Annotated in this window: 30 protein-coding genes; 14 read left to right on the top strand and 16 right to left on the bottom strand. The window is 59.8% G+C overall.

Translation table 11 applies throughout. The annotated features are described in order from the left end of the window. From pip to B150_RS19370, 3 genes are all read right to left on the bottom strand, one after another. Window positions 1-966 (bottom strand): prolyl aminopeptidase, encoded by a 966-nt coding sequence (pip, locus tag B150_RS0102010; RefSeq protein ID WP_020398206.1) that lies wholly within the window; start codon window positions 964-966, stop codon window positions 1-3. 118 nt (window positions 967-1,084) lie between these two features. Continuing rightward, complete coding sequence (locus B150_RS0102005; protein ID WP_020398205.1) at window positions 1,085-1,900, bottom strand: NTP transferase domain-containing protein; 816 nt, start codon at window positions 1,898-1,900, stop codon at window positions 1,085-1,087. A gap of 39 nt (window positions 1,901-1,939) precedes the next feature. Continuing rightward, window positions 1,940-3,346, bottom strand: a complete 1,407-nt coding sequence (locus B150_RS19370) for an MmgE/PrpD family protein (RefSeq protein ID WP_020398204.1) — start codon at window positions 3,344-3,346, stop codon at window positions 1,940-1,942. Window positions 3,347-3,482: 136 nt separating this feature from the next. Between B150_RS19370 and B150_RS0101995 the strand changes: the two genes are divergently transcribed. From B150_RS0101995 to B150_RS0101980, 4 genes are read left to right on the top strand one after another with little or no spacing between them, the layout of a single operon-like run. Then, window positions 3,483-4,622, top strand: coding sequence for an ABC transporter permease (locus tag B150_RS0101995; RefSeq protein ID WP_020398203.1), 1,140 nt, complete (start codon window positions 3,483-3,485; stop codon window positions 4,620-4,622). Window position 4,623: 1 nt separating this feature from the next. Continuing rightward, on the top strand, window positions 4,624-5,409 hold the full coding sequence (locus B150_RS0101990; RefSeq protein ID WP_020398202.1) for an ABC transporter ATP-binding protein: 786 nt from the start codon (window positions 4,624-4,626) through the stop codon (window positions 5,407-5,409). An 18-nt stretch (window positions 5,410-5,427) separates the two neighbouring features. Then, entirely contained in the window at window positions 5,428-6,399 is a 972-nt protein-coding gene (locus B150_RS0101985; protein ID WP_020398201.1) for an MlaD family protein, read from the top strand. After that, window positions 6,396-7,046, top strand: a complete 651-nt coding sequence (locus tag B150_RS0101980) for an ABC-type transport auxiliary lipoprotein family protein (RefSeq protein WP_020398200.1) — start codon at window positions 6,396-6,398, stop codon at window positions 7,044-7,046. The genes B150_RS0101985 and B150_RS0101980 overlap by 4 nt, the downstream gene beginning before the upstream one ends. Before the next feature lie 3 nt (window positions 7,047-7,049). On the opposite strand, the gene B150_RS19365 is transcribed toward B150_RS0101980, so the two are convergent. Then, a complete protein-coding gene (locus tag B150_RS19365) occupies window positions 7,050-8,225 on the bottom strand; it encodes an MFS transporter (protein WP_020398199.1) in 1,176 nt (391 codons plus the stop codon). A gap of 101 nt (window positions 8,226-8,326) precedes the next feature. Beyond that, window positions 8,327-8,917 (bottom strand): polyhydroxyalkanoate synthesis repressor PhaR, encoded by a 591-nt coding sequence (gene phaR, locus B150_RS0101970; protein WP_020398198.1) that lies wholly within the window; start codon window positions 8,915-8,917, stop codon window positions 8,327-8,329. Window positions 8,918-9,129: 212 nt separating this feature from the next. Between phaR and B150_RS23155 the strand changes: the two genes are divergently transcribed. The 3 genes from B150_RS23155 to B150_RS0101955 are packed head-to-tail and all read left to right on the top strand — an operon-like array spanning window position 9,130 to window position 11,258. Then, window positions 9,130-9,291, top strand: a complete 162-nt coding sequence (locus B150_RS23155) for a hypothetical protein (protein WP_020398197.1) — start codon at window positions 9,130-9,132, stop codon at window positions 9,289-9,291. Window position 9,292: 1 nt separating this feature from the next. After that, window positions 9,293-10,534 (top strand): alpha/beta fold hydrolase, encoded by a 1,242-nt coding sequence (locus tag B150_RS19360; protein ID WP_051078122.1) that lies wholly within the window; start codon window positions 9,293-9,295, stop codon window positions 10,532-10,534. Next, the gene (locus tag B150_RS0101955; protein WP_020398195.1) at window positions 10,524-11,258 is read left to right on the top strand and encodes a class I SAM-dependent methyltransferase; all 735 of its coding nucleotides are present in this window, start codon (window positions 10,524-10,526) and stop codon (window positions 11,256-11,258) included. The genes B150_RS19360 and B150_RS0101955 overlap by 11 nt, the downstream gene beginning before the upstream one ends. Here the strand turns inward: B150_RS0101955 and B150_RS0101950 are convergent. Then, window positions 11,255-11,893, bottom strand: coding sequence for a glutathione S-transferase family protein (locus B150_RS0101950; RefSeq protein WP_020398194.1), 639 nt, complete (start codon window positions 11,891-11,893; stop codon window positions 11,255-11,257). The two genes, B150_RS0101955 and B150_RS0101950, sit on opposite strands and share 4 nt — an antisense overlap. Window positions 11,894-12,108: 215 nt before the next feature. Between B150_RS0101950 and B150_RS0101945 the strand changes: the two genes are divergently transcribed. Further along, window positions 12,109-12,321, top strand: coding sequence for an SMc00767 family acetate metabolism repressor (locus B150_RS0101945; RefSeq protein ID WP_025897800.1), 213 nt, complete (start codon window positions 12,109-12,111; stop codon window positions 12,319-12,321). A 46-nt stretch (window positions 12,322-12,367) separates the two neighbouring features. Beyond that, window positions 12,368-12,874, top strand: a complete 507-nt coding sequence (gene rraA, locus B150_RS0101940) for a ribonuclease E activity regulator RraA (protein WP_020398192.1) — start codon at window positions 12,368-12,370, stop codon at window positions 12,872-12,874. Here the strand turns inward: rraA and metW are convergent, their stop codons facing one another. Further along, window positions 12,875-13,474, bottom strand: a complete 600-nt coding sequence (gene metW, locus B150_RS0101935) for a methionine biosynthesis protein MetW (RefSeq protein ID WP_020398191.1) — start codon at window positions 13,472-13,474, stop codon at window positions 12,875-12,877. It lies immediately after the preceding gene. Beyond that, a complete protein-coding gene (gene metX / locus B150_RS0101930; RefSeq protein WP_020398190.1) occupies window positions 13,467-14,612 on the bottom strand; it encodes a homoserine O-acetyltransferase MetX in 1,146 nt (381 codons plus the stop codon). Before metX ends, metW begins: the two co-directional genes overlap by 8 nt. A 183-nt stretch (window positions 14,613-14,795) precedes the next feature. On the opposite strand from metX, the gene hisC reads away from it, so the two are divergent. Together hisC and B150_RS0101920 are read left to right on the top strand one after the other, a co-directional pair. Then, window positions 14,796-15,905, top strand: coding sequence for a histidinol-phosphate transaminase (gene hisC, locus B150_RS0101925; protein WP_020398189.1), 1,110 nt, complete (start codon window positions 14,796-14,798; stop codon window positions 15,903-15,905). Next, on the top strand, window positions 15,898-16,821 hold the full coding sequence (locus B150_RS0101920; protein WP_020398188.1) for a prephenate/arogenate dehydrogenase family protein: 924 nt from the start codon (window positions 15,898-15,900) through the stop codon (window positions 16,819-16,821). The genes hisC and B150_RS0101920 overlap by 8 nt, the downstream gene beginning before the upstream one ends. A 37-nt stretch (window positions 16,822-16,858) precedes the next feature. On the opposite strand, the gene B150_RS0101915 is transcribed toward B150_RS0101920, so the two are convergent. The 5 genes from B150_RS0101915 to ftsE form a co-directional block, all read right to left on the bottom strand. Further along, window positions 16,859-17,725: an SDR family oxidoreductase gene (locus B150_RS0101915; RefSeq protein ID WP_020398187.1), complete on the bottom strand. Its 867-nt coding sequence runs from the start codon at window positions 17,723-17,725 to the stop codon at window positions 16,859-16,861. A gap of 89 nt (window positions 17,726-17,814) precedes the next feature. Next, complete coding sequence (locus tag B150_RS0101910; protein ID WP_020398186.1) at window positions 17,815-18,759, bottom strand: DUF2125 domain-containing protein; 945 nt, start codon at window positions 18,757-18,759, stop codon at window positions 17,815-17,817. A gap of 30 nt (window positions 18,760-18,789) precedes the next feature. Next, entirely contained in the window at window positions 18,790-19,353 is a 564-nt protein-coding gene (locus B150_RS0101905; protein WP_020398185.1) for a YdcF family protein, read from the bottom strand. A gap of 12 nt (window positions 19,354-19,365) precedes the next feature. Beyond that, window positions 19,366-20,247: a cell division protein FtsX gene (locus tag B150_RS19355; RefSeq protein WP_025897809.1), complete on the bottom strand. Its 882-nt coding sequence runs from the start codon at window positions 20,245-20,247 to the stop codon at window positions 19,366-19,368. Next, complete coding sequence (gene ftsE, locus B150_RS0101895) at window positions 20,244-20,930, bottom strand: cell division ATP-binding protein FtsE (RefSeq protein WP_026168141.1); 687 nt, start codon at window positions 20,928-20,930, stop codon at window positions 20,244-20,246. The genes B150_RS19355 and ftsE overlap by 4 nt, the downstream gene beginning before the upstream one ends. Before the next feature lie 237 nt (window positions 20,931-21,167). Here ftsE and B150_RS0101890 point away from each other — a divergent pair, with 237 nt between their 5' ends. The 3 genes from B150_RS0101890 to B150_RS0101880 are packed head-to-tail and all read left to right on the top strand — an operon-like array spanning window position 21,168 to window position 23,329. Continuing rightward, a complete protein-coding gene (locus B150_RS0101890) occupies window positions 21,168-22,283 on the top strand; it encodes a zinc-ribbon domain-containing protein (RefSeq protein ID WP_081611270.1) in 1,116 nt (371 codons plus the stop codon). Continuing rightward, window positions 22,283-22,837 (top strand): phosphoribosyltransferase, encoded by a 555-nt coding sequence (locus tag B150_RS0101885; RefSeq protein WP_020398181.1) that lies wholly within the window; start codon window positions 22,283-22,285, stop codon window positions 22,835-22,837. Before B150_RS0101890 ends, B150_RS0101885 begins: the two co-directional genes overlap by 1 nt. Before the next feature lie 33 nt (window positions 22,838-22,870). Next, window positions 22,871-23,329 (top strand): response regulator, encoded by a 459-nt coding sequence (locus B150_RS0101880; protein WP_020398180.1) that lies wholly within the window; start codon window positions 22,871-22,873, stop codon window positions 23,327-23,329. Here the strand turns inward: B150_RS0101880 and lysA are convergent. The 3 genes from lysA to argH are packed head-to-tail and all read right to left on the bottom strand — an operon-like array spanning window position 23,281 to window position 26,106. Beyond that, entirely contained in the window at window positions 23,281-24,549 is a 1,269-nt protein-coding gene (gene lysA / locus B150_RS0101875) for a diaminopimelate decarboxylase (RefSeq protein ID WP_020398179.1), read from the bottom strand. The genes B150_RS0101880 and lysA overlap by 49 nt on opposite strands. A 16-nt stretch (window positions 24,550-24,565) precedes the next feature. Then, a complete protein-coding gene (gene lptM / locus B150_RS23575; RefSeq protein ID WP_020398178.1) occupies window positions 24,566-24,685 on the bottom strand; it encodes an LPS translocon maturation chaperone LptM in 120 nt (39 codons plus the stop codon). Next, window positions 24,685-26,106 carry an argininosuccinate lyase gene (gene argH, locus B150_RS0101865; RefSeq protein WP_020398177.1) on the bottom strand — a complete coding sequence of 474 codons (1,422 nt, stop codon included), beginning with the start codon at window positions 26,104-26,106 and terminating at the stop codon, window positions 24,685-24,687. Before argH ends, lptM begins: the two co-directional genes overlap by 1 nt. Window positions 26,107-26,271 lie beyond the last annotated feature (165 nt).

Here is a 26,271-nt window from a genome sequence, read left to right as displayed (position 1 = left end):
CTAGATGGCGTCTGTTGCGCAGATCAGCTCATGCTGGATCGCGGGTTCAAAGGCTGAGTGACCGGCGACCGGTACAATCTTGAGCGACGCCCAAGGCATGGCTTTCGCGAGGTCATAGGCGCTTTTTGGTGGGCAAATGGCGTCATATCGGCCCTGCACGATGATGATGGGAATATCCTTCAGGATATGCGCATCGCGCAGGATCTGGTCATCGCACTCAAGGAAACACTGGTGCAGGAAATAGTGCGCCTCAATGCGCGCGAAGGCGAGGGCGAACACCGGGTCAACCGAATGCGCGCGCTGTTCCTCGTCCGGCACCAGGGTCACGGTGCTGCCTTCCCACAGGCTCCATTCCTTGGCGAACAGCAGCCGTTCGCGCTCAAATTCTGGTTCAGTAAGGCGGCGGTGATAGGCCTTGATGAGATCGTCGCGTTCGCCTTCCGGTACCAGCTCGGCAAATCGGGTCCAGGCTTCGGGGAACAGCGAACGGGTGCCGTTCTGGTAGAACCAGTCCAGCTCTTCCTTGCGCGAGAGGAAGATGCCGCGCAGGATAATGCTGCGCACACGCTCAGGGTGCTTCTGCGCATAGATGAGCGACAACGTACTGCCCCAGGAACCACCGAACAGCACCCAGCTTTTGATGCGCAGGTGCTCGCGAATAGCTTCCATATCCGCGACAAGGTCCCATGTGGTGTTATTCTCAAGCGAAGCGTGCGGGCGGCTACGGCCACAGCCGCGCTGGTCAAACAGAATGATGCGAAACTTGGCAGGGTTGAAAAAACGCCGCTGGATGGGGCTTGTGCCACCACCCGGACCGCCATGGACAAAAAGAATGGGAATACCGTGCGGGTTGCCGGACTGTTCCACATGCACCTCATGCCCGTCAGATACGGGGATGCGCTCGCTGATATAAGGCTCGATCGGCGGATATAGAGAGCGGAAGGTGGTGGTGCTGTCGGCGCGCACGGGTCTATCCTTCTGGTTCTTGACGGATGCAACCAGAATAGGTTGCAAGCGTTAAGAAAACAAGAATAGCCTTCACGCTAGGCCGCGCTTGTTATACGCGCGGCCCGGTGGGGTCGTATTACTGTGCGGCTGTCGCGTGGCGCGACTGCAGAATGCGTTCCGTCAGCGCAAAGTCGCCCGGATTATCCACATCAATCGGCGCGTCCGCGAACGGCATACGAATAACCTGCACCCGCAGTTTCCAGCGCTTGCCCAGAATGCGCGCAAGCTGGTCGATCGTGGCAAGCTTGTAGCGGTAGAGCACCATGAACATCAGGCCAAAGGCCTTCAGGATGCGTTGCGGCTTTTTGCCGAACTGGCCGCCACCTTCAAAAATGCGCGCGCTGACGAGTGCTTTCGGGCCCGTGAGCGCATAAAGGTTACAGCTCGACCAGCCACCGTCCTTGAGGTTGTGGAACGCGCGCTTGCCGTCCGGGTAGGTGGCGAGGATAACATCCGCCGGTGTCATACCCACAGCAGCGTCCGCGCCGCCCGTGAACAGTTCATCACAGAAATGGTCAACCATCTCGGAGGTATGCAGTGCGTTATCGCCAGTGGTGATGATGAGAGGCCATGGGTCCTCAATATCCTCAACGCCACGCAGGACGGAGAGATAGAGGTTTTCCGCGCTCTGCAGAAACTTGATTTCGCCGCGGTCCATCATCTCATTCAGTGCCGGGACGGAGCGCAGAAGTTCTTCGCTCTCGATCGAGACATAAACTTGGCCGACATTTTTTGCTGCCAGCACTTCGCGCACAACACGCTCCAGCATCACAACGCCATCCAGCGTCACGAGACATTTGTGGCTCACGCCCTGGATTTGGGCGACGGTATCTTCCGCACCGCGCCGGCTTGCCGCGAGCACAAGCGCAGTTGCCTTTTTGTTGCCAGTCATGGTCCTAATCCTTTGCCCTTCAACTAACCTTCAAATACCTTATGCCGCCTGTGTCAGCATAGACATTAATTTGCGAACGCTGCCTTCGCGCTCAAGCGACAACAGCATGGTTTTGACTTGTTTGGCGCGTTCATCTGCCATGAAACCGGCAACGCAGCCGTCAAATTTTTCGATCAACTGATCTTCCGACAGCGGCCGCGCGCTTGATCCAACCGGCATCTTGACGCTTGTCGATACCGTCTCGCCGCTCACGAGCGTCACATGCACTTCGGTCGGGAAGTCGCTTTCAAGTTTTTCAACATACTCTTTACGTACCAGCGGCAGCAAAGCCGTCACTTGGTTGCGCTCAATTGCGTCTGGCTCATAATCCGCCAGCGTGGCATTGCCGGACAGAAGGCCAACCGCGAGGCCATATTCAAGGCTGAATTTGGCCTCCATCGGGTTTGTTGGCCGGTCGTACATCAGGTTGCGCAGATGCGCTGCCGGTGCGCGCACAAAAATCTCTTTCACGTCTGCAGGACCGAAGCCGTGCTTTTCGCGCAGTTCGAGAAGCCCGTCAAGGGAGCGGTGCACGCTGCCGCAGTTCGGGAAACGTTTGACCTTGAGGCCATATTTCTCGATGTGCAGCGGCTCGCCGATATCGGTGGTCGCAAACTTCACCTTCTGGCCGTGTTCGTCCTTGTCCGCCATGATGGCGCGCAGTTCTTCCACGTCCTGGCCCACCATCAGGGTGCCCATGCCGTTTGCACCGTGCAGGGTCTGGCTACCGGCGGTGATGCCAGCTTCGGCAAACAGCGCCGCTTGGACCGCGCCTGCCGCAGCCATGCCGGCGTGAAGCGGTTTGGTCATGGTGCCAAACTGGCTCATGAAGCCGCCGGCGAAGCTGGTGGAAAGGGAAATGGCGTGTGCGGTTTTGTCTGTATCAAGGCCAAGAAGGCGGGCGCAGCCTGCTGCCGTGCCGACGGTGCCCACCGTTGCGGTCGCGTGCCAGCCACGGCTGCGGTGGAAGGGGTTCACCCCTTGTCCGACCCGGCCAATGATCTGGAGGCCAACGATATAGGCGTCGATCAAATCTTCGCCCGATGCGCCACGTGCGTCCGCGAGCGCGAGAAGTGCGGGGGCGAGCACAGCGGTGGCGTGAGCCTTGGCGGGGTCGAAATTGTCGTCAAAATCCAGCGCGTGGGCAGCCGTGCCGCCCACCAGCGCGGCCATGGGCGCCGACAGTCCACCCGCAAATCCAATGCTGTGGCAATCACCGCGACCCCAGCTCTCGGCAAGGCGGAAAACAGTACGGGTAACTTCTTCCGCAGCACCCGGTACCATCACGGCGATAACGTCTATAAAAGCGTCACGCGCACGTGTCCGCGCAAGCTCTGACCAGTCACGCGGTACCGTTGCCGTCCATGCCGCGAAGGCATGCAAGGGATTCTCGGTGTCGATTTTCATTTGTCCCGTGGTCTTGTAAGGGTTGTTTATTGGCCTATAATCGGCGAACTTCTTTATACTAAATTTGCTTGTGCAGATAAAGCTTTGCGCGCCCTATATGTAAGCGTGCCCGACAATTATCAAGGGTCTCATCGCGGTGCCGGATACCGTTTTCGATAATGAATATGTAACTGTGACCGCCGGGACACCCTCGGCGATGGTCGCGCTCAAGGGCGATTGGACCATCGAGAGCGCAGAAGATATCGACGCGGTTATGCTCAAGGTTGCAAAGGTTTGTGGCAGCAGTGCGGTGCTGGATTGCTCTACTCTTGGCCACCTTGATACCACCGGTGCTGTGCTGATCCGTCGCTACGCTGCGGTGCTTGAAGAACGCGGTGCCGCCCTGCTGACCGGCGTGAAAGCCGACCATAAGATGCTGCTTGAGGTGATCTCAAGCTGCCCGCCGCCCGCACCCATCGCGCCTGAGGGGGTGGCGTGGTACCTTGCGCCGCTGCTGCAGGTTGGAACGGGCACCGTCCTTGGCTTGCGGTCAAGTGGCAGGCTTCTGAGTTTCCTTGGTCTCGTGCTGATCCGCTTGTTTGGTTCTTTCCTCGACCCATCCCGCATTCGCCTTGTGCCGCTTGTGCACCAGATGGAAATTGTTGGCATGCGCTCCATGGGTATTGTGGGGCTGATCGCCTTCCTCATTGGCGCGGTGACGGTCAATCAGGGCGCTATCCAGCTCGCGAAATTCGGCGCGGATATTTTTGTTATTGATATGCTTGGCATCGGTCACCTTCGCGAACTTGGCATCCTGCTCACCGCCATCATTGTCGCTGGCCGGTCCGGCAGTGCCTTTACCGCAGAGATCGGCTCCATGGTCCTCCATGAAGAGGTGGACGCGATGAAAACCCTTGGCATGGACCCCATCGACGTGTTGGTGCTGCCGCGCCTCCTTGCGCTCGTTATCTGCCTGCCGCTTCTCGGGTTCTATGCCGATATTGTGGGTATCGCAGGGGGCGCCATGATGGCGTGGATCCAGCTTGATATCACCCCGGCCAACTTCCTCGTTTACTTCCGCGAGGTAATCACGATTGAGCATTACTGGGTCGGTATCATCAAGGCGCCGTTTTTCGCCGCGATTATCGCAACCGCGGGCTGCTATAACGGCCTCAGGGTTGAAGGCAGCGCGGATTCGCTCGGTGGGCGTACCACACGGGCGGTCGTGCAGTCCATTTTCATGGTGATCGCGCTTGATGCGCTTTTTGCCATCTTCTTCACAAGCGTGGGGCTCTAGGGTGACGGCAAGCAATTACAAAGGCGAGTTCGCCATCAGGGTTCGCGGCCTCAAGACAGCGTTTGGCCCCCATGTGGTGCATGAAAACCTCGACCTTGACGTCAAACGCGGCGAAATCCTCGGCGTTGTTGGCGGGTCCGGTACTGGTAAATCGGTGCTGTTACGCGCGATCATCGGTCTTCTCACGCCGGTTGCGGGCGAGATTGAAATCGGTGGCCGCAACAAGTCCGAGATGACGGACGAGGAAGATCGCCTTTCCCGCCGGGACTGGGGTGTGCTCTTTCAGGATGGTGCGCTTTTCACCTCGCTCACGGTTGCGCAGAATGTGCAGGTGCCCCTGCGCGAACATTTCCATATGTCGCAGGATCTGATGGATGATCTGGCGCTCAGCAAGCTCACCATGGCGGGGCTGCCGATTGACGCGGCGGTCAAATACCCGTCGGACCTCTCGGGCGGTATGCGCAAACGGGCGGCACTTGCGCGCTCGCTCGCGCTCGATCCCAGCATCCTTTTCCTTGATGAACCGACAGCGGGGCTTGACCCCATCGGCGCATCGGCGTTTGACGAACTGGTGCAGGAACTCAGCCGGTCACTTGGCCTGACGGTCTTTCTGGTGACACACGACCTCGACACCTTGGTCAGGGTGTGCGACCGTGTGGCAGTGCTTGGGGACAGGAAAATCCTTATCAATGCGCCACTTGCAGAAGTGCGCAAGTTTGACCATCCTTGGGTTCAGGAATATTTTGGCGGGCCGCGGGCCAGGGCCGCCGGGATTGAAAAAAGTTAGTCGGGGGCGCTTCAGGCGATGGAAACACGTGCATCACATATACTGGTAGGCGCTTTTGTGCTGGCGTTCCTCTCGGGCCTGATTGCCTTCGCAATCTGGATCGCGAAGGTGGATCTGGACGCCGAATACCGCGACTATGACATCTATTTCAATGGCACGGTTTCCGGCCTTTATAAGCGCAGCGTTGTCTATTACCTCGGTATCCCCGTGGGTGAAGTGCGCGATATCCGCGTGGCGGAGGAGGACAGCAGCAAGGTACATGTGCTTGTGCGCCTGCGCGATGAAGTACCGGTGACGGAAACCACGACCGCGCGGCTGGAGTTTCAGGGCCTCACCGGTGTGGCTTATATCGAGCTCAAAGGCGGCTCCGCTGGTGGCAAGGCGCTTACCCCGCCTGCCGGGCGTGAGCGGGCGGTAATCCCGTCCGAGGCCTCGCCGCTTCTCGAATTTTATGAAAGCGCGCCGAACCTGATCAATGAAGCGATTCTGGCGATCCAGCAGGTGCAAAAGCTCTTGAGCGACCAGAACCTGCAGAAGGTGGCCAATATCCTCGGTAGTGCTGACAAGGTTACCGCGAATCTCGCTTCCGGTACCGAGGACCTCGATGCCCTTGTGGCGGACATGCGCGGCGTGATGGCACAAATTGGTGAGACCACCACCAAGCTCAATACGCTGGCCGATAACGGCAACAAATTCATGACCGAAGACGCTACGCTTTTGATTGCCGAGGCGGTGAAAGCAGTCAACGCGGCAGAGACTACCCTCAACCGCATCGATGGGCTTGTGGCCGCAAACGAGGGTAACATCACCCAGTTTGTCGGCACCAGCCTGCCGGAGGTCAGCCGCATGATTGTGGACCTGCGGCGCACCGCGCGTTCGCTTTCCCGGCTCGTGAGCCGGATTGAACGGAACCCGAGTGAAGCGCTCTTTGGCCCGGCGGAAAGCAAATACGACCTCAAAACCCGCAAGGAAGAGGAGAAGAAGAAATGAGTAAACTGACCTCTTTCCTGCCAAAACCGATTGCTGCCGCAGCACTGATTGCCGCGACGGCACTGTCTGCCTGCGGGCCGCTCATCTCCTTCGGCGATGATGGGCCGGGGGACACGGTCTATTCGCTTAAATACGCAGGTGACTTCGGCACCAACGCCGCTGACGCGCCGGTGATTTATATTGATGAACCGCATATGGCGGACGGCCTCGCGGGCCAGCGCATCACCGTTGTGCTATCGGGGGACAAGCGCAGCACGCTCTCTGGCGCGCGCTGGTCAGCGCCGCTCAGTGCTTTGGTGCGGGACTATGTTGCCCGCGCGCTCTCAGACAAAGCCGGTGCGCATATGATCGGCGAAGGCGGGCTTGATATCCACGCCACCTGCCGTCTTGGTACCAAGGTCTGGTCGTTTGAATTTGTGCCGTCCGATAGTGCAGCGGGTGACAAGGTGAACATCGCGATGGAAATGTCCCTCGTGCGCCTCGCCGACGGCAAACTTCTCTCACACCCTACCTTCACCAAAAGCGCGCCGGTGCGCGGCGCGGACGGTGACGCGGTGGCGAACGCATTCGCAGCAGCGATGCAAGATATGGGGGATGAGATGGGCAGTTGGCTGAAGGCGCAGTCAGCGTCCTGCGCGGGAAGCTGAGGCTTATACCCTCATTGCGCCAAGGCGCCTGACCTCATAGATCGCCCACACAAAGACGATGCTGCCCGTCAGCGCGACGGCGAGGTACGGCGTGTCCGGCGAGAATCCTTCAAAGAAGAAGCCACCGGACAGCGGGCCAAATACGCGGCCAAGGGCTGACACACCGCTTGAAAGCCCAAGCGCCGTGCCCTGAATGCGCTTGTCCGAGCGCTGGGATATCAAACTGTTGAGCGCGGGGAATGATATGGTCAGCCCGCTCATGATCATGGGGAAGGCGATAATTGCCGTCACCGGATGGGCGGGCGCGGCGAACAGGATGATGATGCCAACAAGGTGCGTGACCGCACCAAGGATCAGCGACCTCACCTCACCAAAAATACGGAACAGCGGTCCCACGCCGAGGGACTGGATGGCCGCCACGCATAAGCCTACGCCCGCCAGCAGGAAACCCACTTGTGTCTGGTTCCAGCCCAATGTGGCGTTGGCCCAGAAAGGCGTGATGGCGAAACATATGCTCTGGCCGATGGCGGTAACAAAAAACATCACATAAAGCGCGAGCGTGCCGTGGGTGCGGATTACCTTGGTCCAGTGCGGCAGGGGCTCAGGCGGGCCGTCGCTCGCATCCTCAACCCTGTGCTTACTCGTTTCGGGCATGAAACGAGCAGTCAGCACCATGGCGCAGAAGGAGAAGCCCGCCGCCGCAAGGCCGGGCACAAAGACATTTGCCTCACCGCCCACGCCGCCCAACAGGCCACCAATGAAGGGACCGAAGGCGAAGCCGAGGCCGAAGGACGCGCCGATCAGCCCCATGGCGCGGCCGCGGTTCTTCTCGTCCGTCAGGTCGGCCATCGCTGCCATGGCGATCCCAACATTGCCTGCCATCATGCCTGACATGGCGCGCGCCACAAACAGCATCACCAGGCTGTCTGACATGGCGAGCATGATATAGGCGATGGTGGAACCAAAGAAGGTGGCCGCAAGCGCGGGCCTGCGGCCGATACGGTCCGACAGTCTGCCCCAGATGGGCCCCGCGGCAAAGGTCGCCAGTGAATAGATTGACATCAGCGCCGCGCCAATGAAGGCATCCCCGCCGTACTTGAGGGTCAGGAACGGCAGGATCGGAATGATGATGCCAAACCCAAGCAGGTCAATGAATACAGCGAAGATGATGACGGGCATCGGGAATTATCCTGCAAGCGCAACTGTTTGCCTGAGCATACAGAGTTTGGCTGGTTTGAGGATCACAAGATCGCGAAACTTCCGCGAGCGGTGGGGCGCGCTCAGTTCGACAGCGCGTCCACCTTTTCCTTGAGCGCGGCAAGCTGCGCCTGAAGGGCGGCGATCTTCTCGTCCTTTTCCACTCCGCGGCTGGCGGCGGGTTTGCTCGCGCTTGGTGTGGCCTTGCCGGTGGTGCGGCTTGTGAACACACGCATGCTTTCCTCGAACAGCGCCATGTTCTGGCGGGCGATTTCCTCAAAGATCGGCATGAAATTATTCTGCGCGCCCACGTCACCACACGCCTTGCGGATCTGGTCCTGATTGCGGGTCAGCACTTCCATCGCGCTCTGCAGGTAGGTGGGCACCATGGCCTGAAGGCCGTCGCCATAAAGGCTGATCAGCTGCCTCAGGAACGAGAGCGGCAGCATGTTCTTCTCGTTGGTTTCTTTTTCAACGATGATCTGTGTCAGCACGGTACGCGTCAGGTCCTCGCCTGTTTTTGCATCATGCACGATAAATTCTTCGCCGCCTTTGATCATCTCGGCAAGATGATCAAGCGTCACGTAGCTCGACGTCTCGGTATTATAGAGCCGTCGGTTTGCATATTTTTTGATGACGATCGGTTCGCCTGGCTCACGCTTCTTACGCGCCATTTTGTCCACCCTTTTTGTGCCCGGCACCAACCCTATGTTTCAAGGGAAGGTTACATTTCTTGCGTGCTCGCCCGTTGCAGTGCAAGAAAAGTCTAACTACTTAAATAAGCGTGGAATTAAATGGTATTTGGTGCGCTGCCGCAAGGAAAATTGTGCATTTGCTCACATAAATACCTGTTGCGCTTCCGCGAGCTTCCTTTAGGGATTCTCTCATGCTTGATGAGGACATAGACAAGGCCGCAGACATTTTCCTGACCCTCTGGCAGGAGAATATCCGCCTTTGGGCGACGGAGAAGGAGCTGCTGACCCCGCAGGAGCTCGCGGCGCTACTCGAGGCTGCGAGCGCGGCCGAGAAAGGGCAGGCGCGTGGCTGACATGCCCGATAAACGCTTTGATCTCGCGAACATCAAGGGGCCGCGCCCCATGGCGCTGCACCTGTCGAACGCGCTCAGCATCTGGCGCGAAGCGCCCATGGGCGCGCGCCGCATGATGGAAACGCTCGACGGCTGGCACCCCAGCCTTTCGGGCGATATTTCGGCGTTGCACAGCTGTGTGCAGGCGCTTGGCGGCTGGGACAAGTTCCTGAATGCGGTGGAAAAGAAAGCCTCCGCGCGCTCTGACGCGGTGTTGAGCGGCATCAGCGACTATCTTGCCCACAGCTACACGCGTGCGGAAAGTGCGCAAGAGATGTGCATGAAAGTGGGTAGTTGTGAGCTGTATGATTTTGGCGGCGACGGCCAGCCTATCCTCCTCGTACCCAGCCTCGTGAACCCGCATTATGTGCTCGACCTCAAACCCGGGCGCAGCATTGCGGCTTACCTTAAGTCCAAGGGCTTCCGCCCGTTTGTGGTGAAATGGTTCGATCCCGGCGCGGAGGAACTCGGCTTCGGGCTCAGCGACTATATCATGAAGCGGCTGATGCCGTTCCTTGACCATATTGTTACCGTGGGCGGTGGGCCTGCGCCGGTGCTGGGGTATTGCATGGGTGGTACGCTTTGCACGGCACTTGCGGCACGCGCGCCTGATAAAGTCTCCGCGCTCGCGCTGGTGGCCGCGCCGTGGGATTTCGCGAGCGAGATACCGCACGCGGGCCGCCGCTACGCCCACGTGATGGCCGACATCCTGGACCGCCTGCCGGACGGCATGCCGGTGCCGGTGGATATGTTGCAGGTGTTTTTCACCAGCGTTGACCCAACGCTCACAGACCGCAAGTTCCGCAAATTCCTTGGCCTCGATAAAGCAAGCGAAGCGGCAGAGTTTTTTGTCGCGCTAGAAACCTGGGCCAACACGGGCGCACCGCTGCCAAGGCAAGCCGCGACCGAGGTGATCCGCGGCTGGTATATGGACAATGCACCGGGCCGCGGCGTGTGGGAAATTGACGGTGCGCCCGTGAAGCTCACGGACGTGACCTGCCCGGTCTGGATCGCGGCACCGCCCGAGGACCGGCTTGTGCCACAAGAGAGCGCCTACGCAATGCTCGAGCAGTTGCCGGACGCCATCTGCCATGACCCCAAAGCGGGGCATGTGGGTATGATGGTCGGCTCCAAGGCGGAGGCGGGGCTGTGGTCCCCGCTCGTGACCTGGCTAAGGGCAAAGGAGGTGGCGAATGCGGCCTGAGGTCCTGCAGCTATACCGGTTTTACGCGAGCCCGCTTGGCCAGACGGTCGCGCCCATCATCTCGCAGCGCATCGAAGGCCTTCTCGCGCCGCGCACCGGTTCGGTCACCGTCGGGCTTGGTTTTGCGCTGCCTTACCTCAGCCATCTTGAGGCGCGGGAGGCGGACGAGGCATCGCGTTACCTCGCCTTCATGCCGGCGCAGCAGGGTGTGTGCCACTGGCCCGGCACGCACGGTAGCCGCACGGCACTCGTTGAAGAATATCACCTGCCGATGCCCGACAGTTCGGTCGACCGCGCGGTGCTTGCGCACTCGCTGGAGCATGCCAACAGGCCCAAACACTTGCTTCGTGAACTGTGGCGCGTGCTTGCGCCCGGCGGGCAGGTGGTGATGATCGTGCCGAACCGCCGCCGCAGCTGGTCGGCACTTGAGACCACACCCTTCGGCCACGGCAGGCCCTATTCCAGAAGCCAGCTTTATGAACTGATGAGCGAACAGATGCTGCCGCCTGACGGGTGGGATACGGCGCTGATGATGCCGCCCTTCAAGTGGCCGGGTGGGCCGCGGGTGGTGCGTTATGGCGAACGGGTCATCCACGGCCTTGGTCGTGCGCTTGGCGGTGTGCTGATCGTCAGCGCACGCAAGCAGGTGTATGGCGCGCTGCCCAAACAGGGCAAACGGGTGCCGGCGATGCCGGTGCTGACCGGGCCGGGGGCTGGCGCCTAAAGGTTGCGCGCCCACATGGGCGCAAGCGCGGGCATGTCATCAAGTCGCTTTGCGATAGCGTAAATCTTCGGGCAATTGTCCCTGAACCAGTCCCGCCGCGGCCGCCAATGGCTCATGATAGTGAGGTAAAGGTCGATGGCGGTCAGCCGCTCGCCCATCGCCCATGGTGCGGGGTCCAGCCGCGCCTCGAGCTGCTGCCACATGGCCTTTCGTTTCTCGTCCGTTGCTGTCCGCAAGGCTTTGGCTTCTGGCATATCCCCGAGCCAGCGCTCCGGGTGGTCGCCGTAGCTGAAGGTGGGATACACACTCGCCACCAGCCATATCAGCGTGCGCAGGAAGGGTACATATTCAGTCGTGGCTGTGCTCGGCACAAGGCCGCTTTCCGGGTACTTGGCGCCAAGCCATATGGTGATGGCCGCACTTTCGGTGAGGATGCTGCCGTCTGGCAACACAAGCGTCGGCACTTCGCGCATGGGGTTGATGCGCGCCAGCTCGCCGTCTGCGCCATGAAGTTCATCCCACGCCAGATAGCGCCGCTCGTAAGCCACGCCGATGATATCAAGCTGCGCTTCAATGATGGCCGAGCCGCCACCCTTGGCCGCGAATAACACCATGCTGCTGTCTGATGTCACCATTCCCTCCCGTTTTCCGGCATCCTAGCGATGTGGCCGCCGCACCGCCATTCACAAAGGGCGGAGGGGTGCAGTCCTGCCACGCCATTGTCATTTTGCCGCGGCAAACTAGCTTTTGTGTTATCCGGACAGGGTAGAATCGCCTTGAATTATTATTGCGTATTTTATATGGTCTGGGTCATAAAATTATTCATAACAAGTCAAGAGCGGAGAGCCCCATGACGACTGATACCCCGAAGGAAACGAGCATGAGCGACGACAAGGAAATGGCTATTCGGCAAGTGGCGAATGCGCTGCACCGCCTGAACGACGCCGTGATCGGTGCCGTGAGCAAAGGGGTAACGGTGGAACTGATGCGTGCCTCGCGCTACCACAATGAAGAAGGCGCCTGGGGTGACATGCTGGTGCCAATCATTCACAAGCAGGACTAGGAAGCCAGACAGGCGGTAAAGACTGACAGCAGGACGGAAAATCATCATGCCCCTTGGCCGGATCAATAAACCGAAACTCGCCACCGCTGACGTGTGCGATGCCATGGGCGATGCTGTCTCTGTCCTGCCGGTCGACTTTCATGATTTTGGCGGCACGCTCGACTTCGCCGGGCCTGCCGTCACCCTCAAAACCTTGGATGACAACACCAAAGTACGCGCGCTCCTTGAAACCAAGGGCGAAGGCCGTGTGCTGGTGGTGGATGGCGGCGGCTCTAGCCGCGTGGCGCTTGTGGGCGGCAACCTCGCCGCGCTTGCCGCGAAAAACGGCTGGGAAGGCGTGGTCATCTATGGCCGCGTGCGCGACCGGCACGAGCTCGCGCTCGAAGACGTGGGCATCAAAGCCCTCGGCTCCTGCCCGCAGAAAAGCGAAAAGCTTGGCCGGGGACAGGTGAATGTCGAAATCGCCATCGGCGGTGTAACCATCCACCCCGGCAACTGGGTCATCGCCGACGCTGACGGCGTGGTCATCGCCAAAGAGCTTCCCAGTCTCTAACTATTTTTCCAATAGAAACAGCGCCTGATCCGCTGACCAGTTGGCGCGGGTGGGGCCGTAGTTCAGGCGTTTGCCAGCGGCGGTGTGCGGTACAAACTCGCGCACGTTAAGCCCCAGCTCATCAATGAGGTCGAACAGGTCGAGGATGGTACAGAAGTGGATGTTGTCCGTGTTGTACCATGTCTTGTCGAGCGCTTTGGTGACCGGCATGCGGCCGCGGGTGACAAGGCTCATGCGCACACGCCACTGGCCGAAGTTCGGGATGGTGACAACGGCATGTTTGCCGATGCGGAGTAGTTCCGACAGCACAAGCTGGGGCCGGTGCACCGCCTGCAGGGTTTTTGAGAGGATCACATAGTCAAAGCTGGCGTCCGGGTATTCCTTGAGGTCATTGTCCGCATCACCTTGAATAACGAACAGCCCCTTGGCCACACAGTCGTTCACGCCCTGTTGGCTCAGTTCAATACCGCGGCCATCCACATTCTGTTTGTGCACAAGATAGTCGAGCAGTTCACCATCACCACAGCCAACGTCCAGCACGCGGCTGCCGGGCTCAATAAGGTCGGCGATCAGTTTGAGGTCAGGGCGCAGGTTATGCATCGTCCACCTCCAGCCCGTTGGTTTTGGCGGCTGCCTTCACAAAGCCGGTGAGCAGATGGTCCATCTCCGGCACTTCAAGGAGGAAGGCGTCATGGCCGAACGGGCTGTCGATCTCCGCAAAGCTTACCGGCACCCCGGCGGCATTCAGCGCATGCACGATGCTTTTGTTCTCCACGGTCGGGTACAGCCAGTCAGACGTGTAGCTGATCACGCAGCAGCGCACGTGCGCGGCCCCCTTGAAGGCATCAGCCAGCCGTCCGCCATGGCGCGCGGCGATATCAAGGTAATCCAGCGCGCGGGTGACATAGAGGTAGCTGTTGGCGTCAAAGCGGTCGACGAAGGATGAACCTTGGTGGCGCAGGTAACTTTCCACCTGAAAGTCGGCATCGAAACCGAAGGTCAGTGCTTCGCGCTCCTGCAGGTTGCGGCCAAACTTGGCGGTCAGCGCATCTTCGCTGAGGTATGTGATGTGCGCGGTCATACGCGCGACCGACAGGCCCTTGGCGGGCTTGACGTCATAGTCATAGTAGCGGCCTTCGCGCCAGTCGGGGTCGGCCATAATGGCTTGGCGCCCAACCTCATGGAAGGCGATATTCTGCGCGGTGTGGCGCGGTGCAGTGGCCAGCATCACAGCGGAATGCACACGCTCAGGGTACGTTGTCAGCCATTCCTGCACCTGCATGCCGCCCATCGAGCCGCCGATGGCCATCATCAGCTTGCCCACCTTCAGGTGGTCCAGAAGGGCTGCCTGCACGCGGACCATGTCGCGCACGGTGATGACGGGGAAATCGATCCCCCACGGTTTGCCGGTGGCCGGATTGTCTTGCCATGGCCCTGTGGTGCCAAGGCAACTGCCCAGTACGTTGGAGCAGATGACAAAATACCGGTCCGTATCAATCAGCTTGCCGGGGCCCACAAGGCGTTCCCACCAGCCCGGTTTGCCGGTGATGGGGTGGGTGGAGGCGACATACTGGTCGCCTGTCAGCGCGTGGCAGATCAGCACGGCGTTATTCGCGGCTGCATTGAGGGTGCCATAGGTCTCATAGCCCACGGTCACGGGCGACAGGGTCGCGCCGCCATCAAGCGTCAGCGGTGTGCTTTCAAATAGCACCGCGGTTTTGCCTGCATCCGTGTTCACTTGCCGCTCCTTCTGGCATCACTGAGGGCGCACAGAAAAGCCCTCGCGCGTGCGCCTGTCAATCTTCCTAATCTAACTTGAAGCATTAGGAAACTTTCCTTTGCCTTTAGGGGGCGCGCACATTAACTCTAAACCGCCCACGAGGGGCAGATATTCAGCGATTTTTACCGGAGGAAACCGAAGATGCCCGCGCCTAAAGCACATGACTGGATCATGGACCTGAACGCTTATGTTCCGGGTCGCGCGCATGTGCACGGGGTGAAGGACCCGGTGAAGATGTCTGCGAACGAGAGCGCCTTTGGTCCGAGCCCCAAGGCGGTTGAGGCGATCAAGGCCGCTGCCGCCAAGGTGATGCGCTACCCGGACCCGGCCTCCGCTGACCTGCGCGACGCCATCGCCGAGGTGCATGGCCTCAAAGCCGAGGGCATCATTTGTGGTGCGGGCTCTGACGAGGTGCTCACACTCCTCATCCACACCTATGCAGGGCCGGGGGACGAAGTGATCTTCAGCCAGCACGGCTTCATGGTGTTCCCGATTCAGACCCAGGCGGCAGGCGCCACCGGCGTGGCTGTGCCCAACAAGAACTGGGCCGCGGATGTGGACGGCATTCTGGCCGCAGTCACCCAGCGCACCAAGATCGTGATTGTTGATAACCCCAACAACCCCACGGGTGCTTACCTGCCGTGGTCTGAGATTGAGCGCCTGCACGCGGGCCTGCCCGAACATGTGCTCCTCATTCTTGACGCGGCTTACGCCGAATGTGTGACGGCGTCGGATTACGAGGCTGGTGAAGCGCTTGTGGAAGCCGCGCAGAATGTGGTGATGACCCGCACGTTTTCAAAAATGTATGCGCTTGCCGCGCTACGTGTGGGCTGGCTTTATGGCCCGGCGCATGTGGTGGATGCGCTCAACCGCTGGCGCATGCCGTTCAACGTCTGCTCCACAGGGCAGGTGGCGGCGCTTGCGGCCGTGCGTGACCAGAAGCACCTTGACGCTGCCGTGCGCCACAACAACACCTGGCGTGACTGGATGACGGCGGAACTCTCGTCCCTCGGCCTCGATGTGGTGCCGAGCGAGACCAATTTCCTGCTGGTGGAATTCCCATCAGAGAGCCCGTTTACCGCGCTTGAATGCAATGAGTATTTGACCAAGAACGGTTATCTCGTGCGCGCGCTGCCAAGCCTCAAAAAACACCTGCGTATCTCCATCGGCACGGATGAGCAGAACCGTGCAGTGACGGCCCTCATCCGCGCGTTCATGAACGGCTCGCCCGAGGGGATGCGTGATGACTGATGGTATCGTATTCGACCGCATCACCATCATCGGCGCGGGGCTCATCGGCTCCTCAGTCGCGCGGGCAATCCGGCGCGGGAAGCTGACGGCGCATCTGGCACTGGCGGACGCCAGCGCGGAAGTGATCGCTGAGGCCGAAAGCCTGAAGCTTGCCGACAGCTACCACGCCAGTGTGGCTGACGCAGTGGCGGATAGTGACCTTGTCATCCTCGCGGTGCCCGTGGGCGCCATGGCGTCTGTGGGTGCGGCGATGGCTGCACACCTCAAGGAAGGCGCGATTATCTCTGACGTCGGCTCGGTGAAGGAAAGTGTGTTCAAGGCGCTGGAGCCGCTGCTGCCGTCGCACGCACACCTCATCCCCGGTCACCCCGTTGCGGGCACGGAGCAGTCTGGCCCTGCCGCCGGTTTCGCCACGCTGTTTGATGGCCGCTGGTGCATCCTCACACCGCCTGAAGGCGTGGACGAGGGCGCGCTTGAGAAGCTGACCGCCCTCTGGCGTGGTATGGGCAGCACGGTCGAGATCATGGACGCACGGCATCATGACCTCGTGCTCGCCATCACCTCCCACGTGCCGCACCTGATTGCCTACAACATCGTAGGCACAGCGTCCGACCTTGAAGAGGTGACACGCTCTGAGGTGATCAAATATTCCGCCGGTGGTTTCCGGGATTTTACCCGTATCGCGGCGTCTGATCCCACCATGTGGCGGGATGTGTTCCTCAACAATAAGGATGCGGTCCTTGAAATGCTCGGCCGTTTCAGTGAGGACCTGACGGCGCTGCAGCGCGCGATCCGCTGGGGTGACGGCGACGCGCTGTTTGAGCTGTTCAGCCGTACCCGTGAAATCCGCCGCCGTATTATTGACGCGGGCCAAGACGACGCCAAACCGGACTTCGGCCGCCCGCACGAGAACTGAAAATCAAAGGCCGGGTCACCCCGGCCTTTTCTCATTTTTACCATACCTTCATCACTTCGGTCGGCAGTCGTTCGACCACCTCGTCGGGCACAAAGAAATCGGGCACCAGCGGGCCGTCCGCGTCAGGCGCGTATTTGGTGAAGTCGGTCACGCCCTCAGCGCGCAGGACTTCTTCATCGATAAAGAAATTACCGCTGCATTCCTTGGCGCTGCGCACAAGGATGGCGTGTGCTGCGTCGGCCATGATTTCGGTCGTGCGGCTGTTTTTCGCCATCTCGTCCCCGCCGATCACATTCCTGATCGCCGCCGTATCAATCGCGGTGAAAGGCCACAGCGAGTTGACGGCAATACCCGCCGCCTTGAACTCAGCCGCCATGCCAAGCGTGCACAGGCTCATGCCGTATTTGGCGATGGAATAGGCCACATGCGGCGCGAACCAGCGCGGGTTCATATCAAGGGGTGGCGAGAGCGTGAGGATATGCGGGTTGTCCGCCTTCTTGAGGTGCGGCAGGCAAAGTTTGGAGACCATGAAGGTGCCACGCGTGTTGATGTTGTTCATCAGGTCGTAGCGCTTCATGTCGGTCATCTGCGTGTTGGTGAGCGAGATGGCGGACGCATTATTGATGCAGATATCAATGCCGCCGAAGGTTTCCACCGTCTTGTCGACGGCGGCCTGTACCTGCTCCTCGAACCGGATGTCACAGATAAGCGGCAGCGCCTTGCCGCCCGCCGCCTCGATCTCTTCTGCCGCCGTGTAGATGGTGCCGGGCAGCTTGGGGTTCGGTTCCGCCGTCTTGGCGCCGATGGCGACATTGGCGCCGTCCTTCGCTGCCCGCAGCGCGATGGCGAGGCCGATACCGCGGCTGCCGCCGCTCATGAAAATGGTTTTGCCTTTAAGGCTCATGACCCTTGCTCCTCTTCCCGAAAGTCCATGCCTATATAACATAGGCTATGCGCGTGAGAGGAAAGAGAAAGCGTGAAAGTTTTTGAGCCCTAGTCGATCACCGGTTTCATCATGGCGATGGGGGAGGAGCCGATATTGAGCTGCCCCATTTGCGCCATCACCGAAATGCTCTCGGCCTGCGTGCCCATCTCTTCAAGCGAGCTGGCTTCCTCAAAGCCCATATCCATGAGGTATTTGGCAAGCGCCGGGCCGCCGGCGATGGCAAGGCTGGCACTGCCAAGCGGCTTGAAATCTTCATCAATGGTCAGGCTTGCGTTGCCCTTCGCGCGTGCACCGCGGATTGCAAGGTCGATACTGTCGAGCTCCAGAAGGCCACCAGCGTCCCGCCATGCGCCAAGGGCATCACGGGTCCAGTCCAGCAGGGGCGGACCCATCACGCCGCCCGCCAGTTCCAGCCGGTTACCACTATCGAGCGTCAGCTTGAAATCAAGGAAACGTTTTTCATAAAGCCCATCAGATGCCTCCGCCGTGCCGTCATAGCGCAGGAAAAGTTGCCAGTTCTTTAGGCTCGTGGGTGCCTTCAGCCCCGGCGCGGCTTCAAGCAGGAAATCTTCGGTCTCGTAGGAATCAACCGCGATCACCGCCTGGTCTTCACCATGCTGTTTGTAGCTCGCGCGCATGTAACCGTCAGTGAATTTGACCGCCTCATCAGCGAAGGCGGCGCGAACCTCGCGGCCTTCCACCATCCAGTGACCGGGGGTCCAGAGATGGCTGATCAGGGTCACGCTATTGGCGCCAAAGTCCATGCCGGGCCCGCGCGTTTCAACACTGAGGCCGTCAATCGTCAGCACAATGCGGTAAGGAAAACCGGAAAGTTTGATCTTGCCGTGTTCAACCTTGAAGCCCTTGTCGCGCAGGTCGGCCAGTTCGCGGGCGGCTTGCTTTTCTGCCTTGAAGGCAGCGGTATACCAAAGCCCGCAATACACGAGGATAGCAATGAAGATAAGCCCCAGAAGGGCGCGCGCCTTATTCATGATTGCTCCCAAACATCACTTTTACTGGCATCACTTATGCTGCCCCGCATGGGTGATCAGCGTGACGACATATTTACTATATTCTTTGGCGAGAAAAAGGACAGGCCAATCACCGGACACCGGATGCGCAATAATGCGCACGCCCGGCATGGCTTTCCGGAACAGGATCATGCTGCGGGGGATATGATAGTCCGCCGTCACCAGCACGATCGAGGTGAAGCCATATACATTGGCCCAGTCCGCTGCTTCTTCCGCGTTACTTTTGGTGTTGGTCGCCATTTTGCCTAGGTCGACACAACAGTTGAAGGTTGCCTGCTCGGTGCCGGTGATTGCACTCAACTCGCCGCTTTTGACCACAGGGTTCACGCCCGAGACCAGCATGCGCTTGGCGACCTTGGCCTCAAGGAGCCTGAGGCCAGCCTCAAGCCGCCCGGCACCGCCGGTCAGCACCACAATGGCGTCCGCGCCCGGCATCTCCGCCGGTTCTTCGGGCAGGGTCAGGTAGAAATAGCCGAACCCGAGAAGCCACGCGACCGCGAGGTACAGCAGTCCCCGGAACAGATATTTCATGCCTTTTGCCCTGCCTGCCGCCATAAGAGACATCCGTTACATCAGTTTCAACAGGGCCCTGCGCACAGTGATGCGCGCGGTCAGCATGGTGAGAAGGGCCGAGACAATGGGCAGAAGCCCAAGCCAGATGAGGCTGTCCGCCGTGGGCAGGGACGCGGTCAACAGGCCTTGGCCCATGCGTTCCGCCATATGGGCAACAAAATAGAGCGTGAGGGCCGCGAGCAGCACACCCACAAGCCCGCCCTTGAGACCGTGGGACATATACCGTTCGTCAAATGCGCGCGAGATGGTCGCGTCTTCCGCGCCCATCAGGTGCATGATCTCGATACTCTCCCGGTGGGTGGCAAGCCCCGCGCGGCAACCAAAAATCACAATGGCGACCGTGCTCATGACCACCATGACCACGATACCCGCAAGCAGCAGGCGCACAACGGCGGCGAGGTCCAGCACTTGGCTCATCCATTCCTGATGGTCGTCAAGTTGCGCGCCGGGCGCGGCGGCAATCAGGCGTTCCCTGAGGCCCAGTGTGCTGACGGCGTCGGGGCGTGACAGTTTCACGTCAATCAGGGTCGGGATCGGCAGGCCGGTATCAAAGGGCATTTCACCAAGCCACGGGCGCAGAAGGGCAACAACGTCAGCATCCGCCAGCACATTGGCTTCCACAATGCCGGGTGTAGCCCGCAGGAGCGTGAGCGCCGCATCCGTCTGTTTTGCGCGCTCGCGGTCGTCAAGGACGGCGATCTGAACGGTCAGGTTGGTGGTCAGCCCCGCGCTCCAGCGTTCAAGGCCGCGGCCAAGCGCAAGCCCGCAGGCAAGCGCAAGGGTGCACAGGAACAGCATCACGCCAATCACCCACGGTAGCAGGCCTTCGCGCATGTCCTTCGGCAGGAACTGTAGTGTGCGGCCCCACATATTCATTCTCCCGGATCCACCGGTCGGCCGCCCGGAATGAAGCTGAGTTCACCCTTGTCGAGTTTGAGCGTAGGGGCCGCCATTTCGCGCACCAGCGTGTCATCGTGGGTCGCGACCACAATGGTGGTACCTTCCTTGTTGAGCGCCACAAACAGGTGCATCAGCCGGCGGGACATCTCGGGGTCCACGTTACCGGTGGGCTCATCCGCCACCAGAAGGTCGGGTTTGTTGATGATGGCGCGGGCGATGGCCACACGCTGCTTCTCCCCGCCTGAAAGCGTGGCCGGGCGCGCGTGCATGCGGTCTTCAAGGCCAACCCAGGACAGCAGCTCTTCCACATGGTCGGCGACCTGCGCCTTCTTCGCGCCCTGAATGCGCAGCGGCAAGGCCACATTCTCGAACGCGGTCATATGGTCAAAAAGGCGGAAGTCCTGGAACACCACACCAACGCGGCGCCTGAGGCGCGGCAGCACCTCGCGCTCAAGTGTCATCAGGTCGCGGCCAAAAAAATTGATCAGCCCGCGAGACGGGCGGTGCGCAAGGTACAGCAGTTTGAGGAGGGTGGTTTTACCCGCACCCGACGGTCCCATGAGAAAATGAAACGAGCCCTTTTCCAAGGTGAAGCTGATGTCTTTCAGAACCTCAGCCCCCATGCCGTAGCGCATGCCAACATTTTCAAAGGTAATCATTACTGCTCCCACCGGTATCGCGCGCAGAATTGCATATGCCATGCGCTGCGTCCAGTTGGCATTTTAACTGGTTCCTGCCCTTATGTCCTTGATGCCTGTGACAATATTATGGCTTTGGCGCGATATGATGACGCCAGACGCTTGAGTTTTTTGTGTGCTTTCATATACAGTTGAAAAACCTACTTCGAACGAGCCGTGTGCCTACTGCGCTGGCTAAAGGAATGTCCGGGCCGATTTATGATCCTAGTTTGTCCGTCGTGTGAGGCTAAATTCAACGTTCCCGACGGGGCCATTCCGCCTGAGGGGCGCACCGTGCGTTGCGCCAAATGCAAACACAGCTGGAAGGCGTCGCCCGCGCAGTTGAAGCGCACGCCGCCACCGGCGCCGCCGCGCCCTGCTGCGCCGCGCCCGGCAGCTCCCGCCCCGCGCATGCCAGACCCAGACATGGACGCAGGCCTTGCGGCCCGTGCGGCTGCCGTGCGCAATGTGGTCTCCAGTGGTTTTGATGACGCACCGCCACCACCGCCGCCCGTGGATGAAGATATCTACGATGATGACGGTGATGTGCGCGCGCCAGCCCCGATGGCTGCGTCACGCGATGAACACTTGCCGGACGACGACGATTTTGGTGTCGCGCAGGCGCTCAAGCAAACGCTGGGTAACGACTTCGGCTTCGACGACGATGATGATGAAGACGCTGCACCCGCTAAATCCGGCAAGGCAGGTACGGAAGACGACTATGACGAAGATGATTTCCTCGCCCGTCGCCGGTCCGAACAGCGCCGCCAGTCGGAGCGGGATGCCAAGGCGCGCAAGCGCAAGGTGCTGACGGCAGGCTGGGGCCTGCTGGTCATTTTCTGGCTTGTGGTGCTATACCTCCTTGTCTTCATGAAAGAAGAAGTCATCTACAAAATGCCGGGCATGGCCGGTTTCTATGAAATGTTCGATGGCGTTGAAGACATTGAGCGTTTCCGCGAGGAACAAACGGAAGACGGTGAGCCGCTCTCCAAACCGCTTGCGGAAGAAGAGCCTTATATTTCTGCCAAGCTCCATAACGACCGCACGCGGGTTGAGACTGTCGATGGCCGCAACACGCTCATGGTGCGTGGCTTTATTGAGAATACGAGCGACCGCACAAGCGCCACGGTGCCGAAGGTGCAGGTGCAGGTGCTTGATAAGGATGGCCGCCAGCTTACCAGCTGGGTGGTCGACCCGCCGGGGCAAATCATGCGCCGCAAAGCCCGGCTCAATTTTGAAACCAGCCTTTATCCCATCCCGAGCGGAGCCGCCAATGTGAAGGTGGATGCCATCAAAGGCTCACGCTCCGACGCAGAAGCACGGTCTAGCGAATAATGGATCATTTTTTTGACTGGAATAAAGCGGGCGATGCACATCACGGCATCGAACCGGTGTTTACGGCTGACGAAATCGTGGCGAAGGTCGATGACCTCGCCGCCCGCCTGACAAGGTGGTTCGACACCGAACCTGTCGCACAAGTGCTGATGAACGGCGCCATGATGTTCGCCGCGGACCTGACCCGCGCCATGTCCGCCCGCGGATGTGTGATGGAGATGGATTTCATTCGCCTCGAAAAAGACAGAAAGTCCGGCTCTGTTAGCCTCATCTCGGCGTCTGACCTGCCTGTTGAGGGCCGCGATGTTTTGGTGATCGACGATATATTCGAACACGGCAAAACGTTGGAGTTTGCACGGAAATATTTTCTCGCCCAGGGGGCAGAAAGTGTAACAAGTGTTGTATTGCTTGACAAAAGCCAGGGACAGTTAACAAATATTAACCCTGATTTTGTTGGTTTCGAGTGCCCGGATATATTTGTTATCGGATATGGAATGGATATTGCATATCGGTACAGAGAGTTGCCGTTCATCGGCAAAATGGGGCGTGCATAACGGCGCTCCGTGATTTTAGCGGGAGTGCCGGGTGTGGCAAGGGTGCTGGTAGTCGAAGATGAAGAAGCGGTGCGCGACTATGTTTGTCGTGTGCTGACCCTGCATGGCCACACGGTTCTTGTAGCCCACGACGGCGCACAAGCGGTCGAGCAGATGAACGAACATCACTTCGACCTTCTTGTCAGCGATATCGTGATGCCACTTATGGACGGTATTTCGCTTGCGCTCAAAGTCCGCGCCACACGGCCGCATGTTCCCATCATCCTGATGACCGGTTACGCCAATGAGCGCCAGCGCGCGCACAATCTTTCCCTGCTGATTGAAGGGCTTCTCTCGAAACCCTTCACCATGGACCAGCTTCTGAGCACAGTGAATAAGGCGCTTGCCGCCGCACGTCAGCGTGCAAAGGAAGACGACATGGATGAGGTTGAGGATAAGCCTCGTCAGTCCTCAAGCCATGACGGGACGCTATCGAGCGACAGCAATTCCTGAAGCGTCTGCCGCTTCCTGATCACCGCAAACCTCTCTCCGTCCACCAGCACTTCCGGCACCAGCGGGCGGCTGTTGTAGGTTGACGCCATCACCGCACCGTATGCACCCGCGGATTTGATCGCCACAAGGTCACCCGCTTCAAGGGGCGCTGTCTTGCGGTCTTTCGCGAACACGTCACTGCTTTCGCAAACGGGCCCGACGAAATCCGCCGTCATCTTCTCGCTGCCCGCAGGCTCGGCAACCGGTACGATGCCGTGGTAGGCGTCATACATGGCGGGGCGCGCGAGGTCGTTCATCGCCGCATCCAGGATATAGAAGGTGCGGTTTTCGCCCGTCTTCACGTAAATGGTGCGTGTCAGCAGCACACCGGCGTTGCCCGCAATCAGGCGGCCGGGCTCAAGGATGATGTCGCAGTCCATATCGCCCATGACCTCAAGGATCATCTCACCATAGGCAGCAGGGGCGGGCGGTGTCGCGGCTTCGGGGTCATAGGGAATGCCAAGCCCACCGCCGAGATCGACATGGCGGATGTCGTGGCCTTTGGCGCGCAGGTCCCGCACAAGGCCGAGCACACGCTCAAACGCTTCGCGGAAGGGTTCAAGCTTGGTGAGCTGCGAGCCAATATGCAGGTTCACCGCCACGGCTTTCACGTGCGGCAATTCCTTGATGCGGGCATAAACCGCATCAGCGCGCGTCCAGGCGATGCCAAACTTGTTTTCCGACTTGCCGGTGGAGATTTTGGCGTGGGTCATGGCGTCCACATCCGGGTTTACCCGGATGGAGACAGGCGCGATTTTACCCACACGGCCTGCCACAAGGTTAAGCGCTTCAAGTTCCGCTTCGCTTTCGACACTGAACTGCTTGATGCCGGCTGCAAGCGCGGCTTCCATCTCTTCCTCGGTTTTACCAACGCCGGAGAAGACGATGCGCTCACCCGGAATGCCCGCGTTGGTGGCGCGCATTAGTTCACCAAGGCTTACAACGTCCGCGCCCGCGCCCTCGCGGGCGAGCGTCTTCAGAACTGCCTGATTGCTGTTGGCCTTGACCGCAAAACAGATCAGCGGGTTCACGCCGGCGAACGCCTCACGGAACACACGGAAGTGCCGTTTGAGCGTGGCGGAGGAATACACATAAACCGGGGTGCCCACGCTTTCGGCAATGTCCGCAAGCGCCACATCTTCGGCCATCAGTTGGCCGTCTCTGTATTCAAAATGGTCCATGGGGTTCTGCCCGGTCCTAGTCGTTCTGGTAGCTTGGTGGCGGCTTCACGTCACCCTTTTTGCCGCAGGCAGTGACGCCCAGCGCGCTTGAGGCCAGAAGGCCGATGATCAGGGTGGCCTTGAACAGCTTTTTCATCAGAGCTTCTCCCGCGCGGCTTTGACCGCTGCTTTCACATTCTCAGGGGCGGTGCCGCCAAACGATGTGCGGCTGGTGACAGATGCTTCCACGCTGAGCACCGAATAGATGTCTGCCGTGATGAGCGGCTCAACCGCCTGCATGGCGTCAAGCGGCAGGTCTTTGAGATCCACGCCGCGTGTCTCGGCTTCCTTGACCACAGCACCGGTTACATGGTGCGCATCGCGGAACGGCAGGCCAAGCACGCGTACAAGCCAGTCGGCAAGGTCAGTCGCGGTGGAGAAACCAAGGCCCGCAGCCTTCAGCATCTCATCCGTGCGGGGTTTCAGGTCCTCGATCATGCCGGTCATCGCGGCGATACAGAGCACATAGTCGTCTACAGCCTGGAACACCGGTTCCTTGTCTTCCTGCATGTCTTTCGAATACGCAAGCGGCAGGCCCTTCATCACCATCATGAGGCCATTCATACAGCCCGAGATGCGGCCCACCTTGGCGCGCACAAGCTCGGCCGCGTCCGGGTTGCGTTTCTGCGGCATGATCGACGAGCCGGTCGAAAAGCCGTCAGACAGCTCAAGGAATTTGAACGCCGACGTTGCCCACAGCACGATCTCATCGGCAAGGCGTGACAGATGCACGGCGGAGATCGAGAGGACCGACAGGAACTCAAGCGCGAAGTCGCGTGCGGAGACTGCATCGAGCGAGTTGGCGAGCGGGCGATCAAAACCAAGCGCTTTGGCGGTCATGTGGCGGTCGATCGGAAAGCTGGTGCCGGCAAGCGCCGCCGCACCCAGCGGGCTTTCGTTCACCCGTTTGCGGCAGTCGGCCAGGCGCGCACGGTCGCGCGCGAACATCTCGTGGTAGGCCATCAGGTGATGGCCAAGGGTCACGGGCTGTGCGGTCTGCAGGTGCGTGAAGCCGGGCATGACGGAGCCCGCGTGTTTTTCAGCCTGGTCAAGAAGTGCGGCGAGCAGGCCTTCAAGCCCCTTATCAAGCGCATCACACTGCGCGCGGGTCCAGAGGCGGAAATCGGTCGCGACCTGATCGTTGCGCGAGCGGCCTGTATGGAGGCGCGCACCAGCGTCACCCACCAGTTCCCGTAGGCGACTTTCCACATGCATGTGGATGTCCTCAAGCGCGGGGTCGAATACCATTTGGCCGGCTTCAATCTCGGCCTTCACTTGGTCCAGCCCTTCGTGGATGGCTTTCACATCATCCTTCGAGATAATGCCTTGTTCGCCAAGCATGGTGGCGTGCGCCTTCGAGCCCGCGATGTCTTCGGCATAGAGGCGTTTGTCGAAACCGATGGAGGCATTGATTTCCTGCATGATGGCGGAAGGTCCGCCGCCAAATCGCCCGCCCCACATGGCTTGTCCCTTGCCAGCGGTTTTCGGGGTGTTTTGGCTGTCGTCTTTGTGATCCATGCCTCTATTGCCTTTCGTACCAACGCTACTATGCTTGCCGCCGAAATGCGGCCTTGAAACCCGGAGTATCGGATGTCGAAGAAAATTCTTCTCGCTATGTTTGTAACTGTCGCCCTTTTGGGCGTTGCAGCTTATCGGGTGTTTACACCACCGACAACGCCAGAT

The organism is Kordiimonas gwangyangensis DSM 19435 = JCM 12864, assembly GCF_000375545.1.
Taxonomy (GTDB): domain Bacteria; phylum Pseudomonadota; class Alphaproteobacteria; order Sphingomonadales; family Kordiimonadaceae; genus Kordiimonas; species Kordiimonas gwangyangensis.
This window is presented reverse-complemented; position numbering and strand designations above follow the sequence as displayed.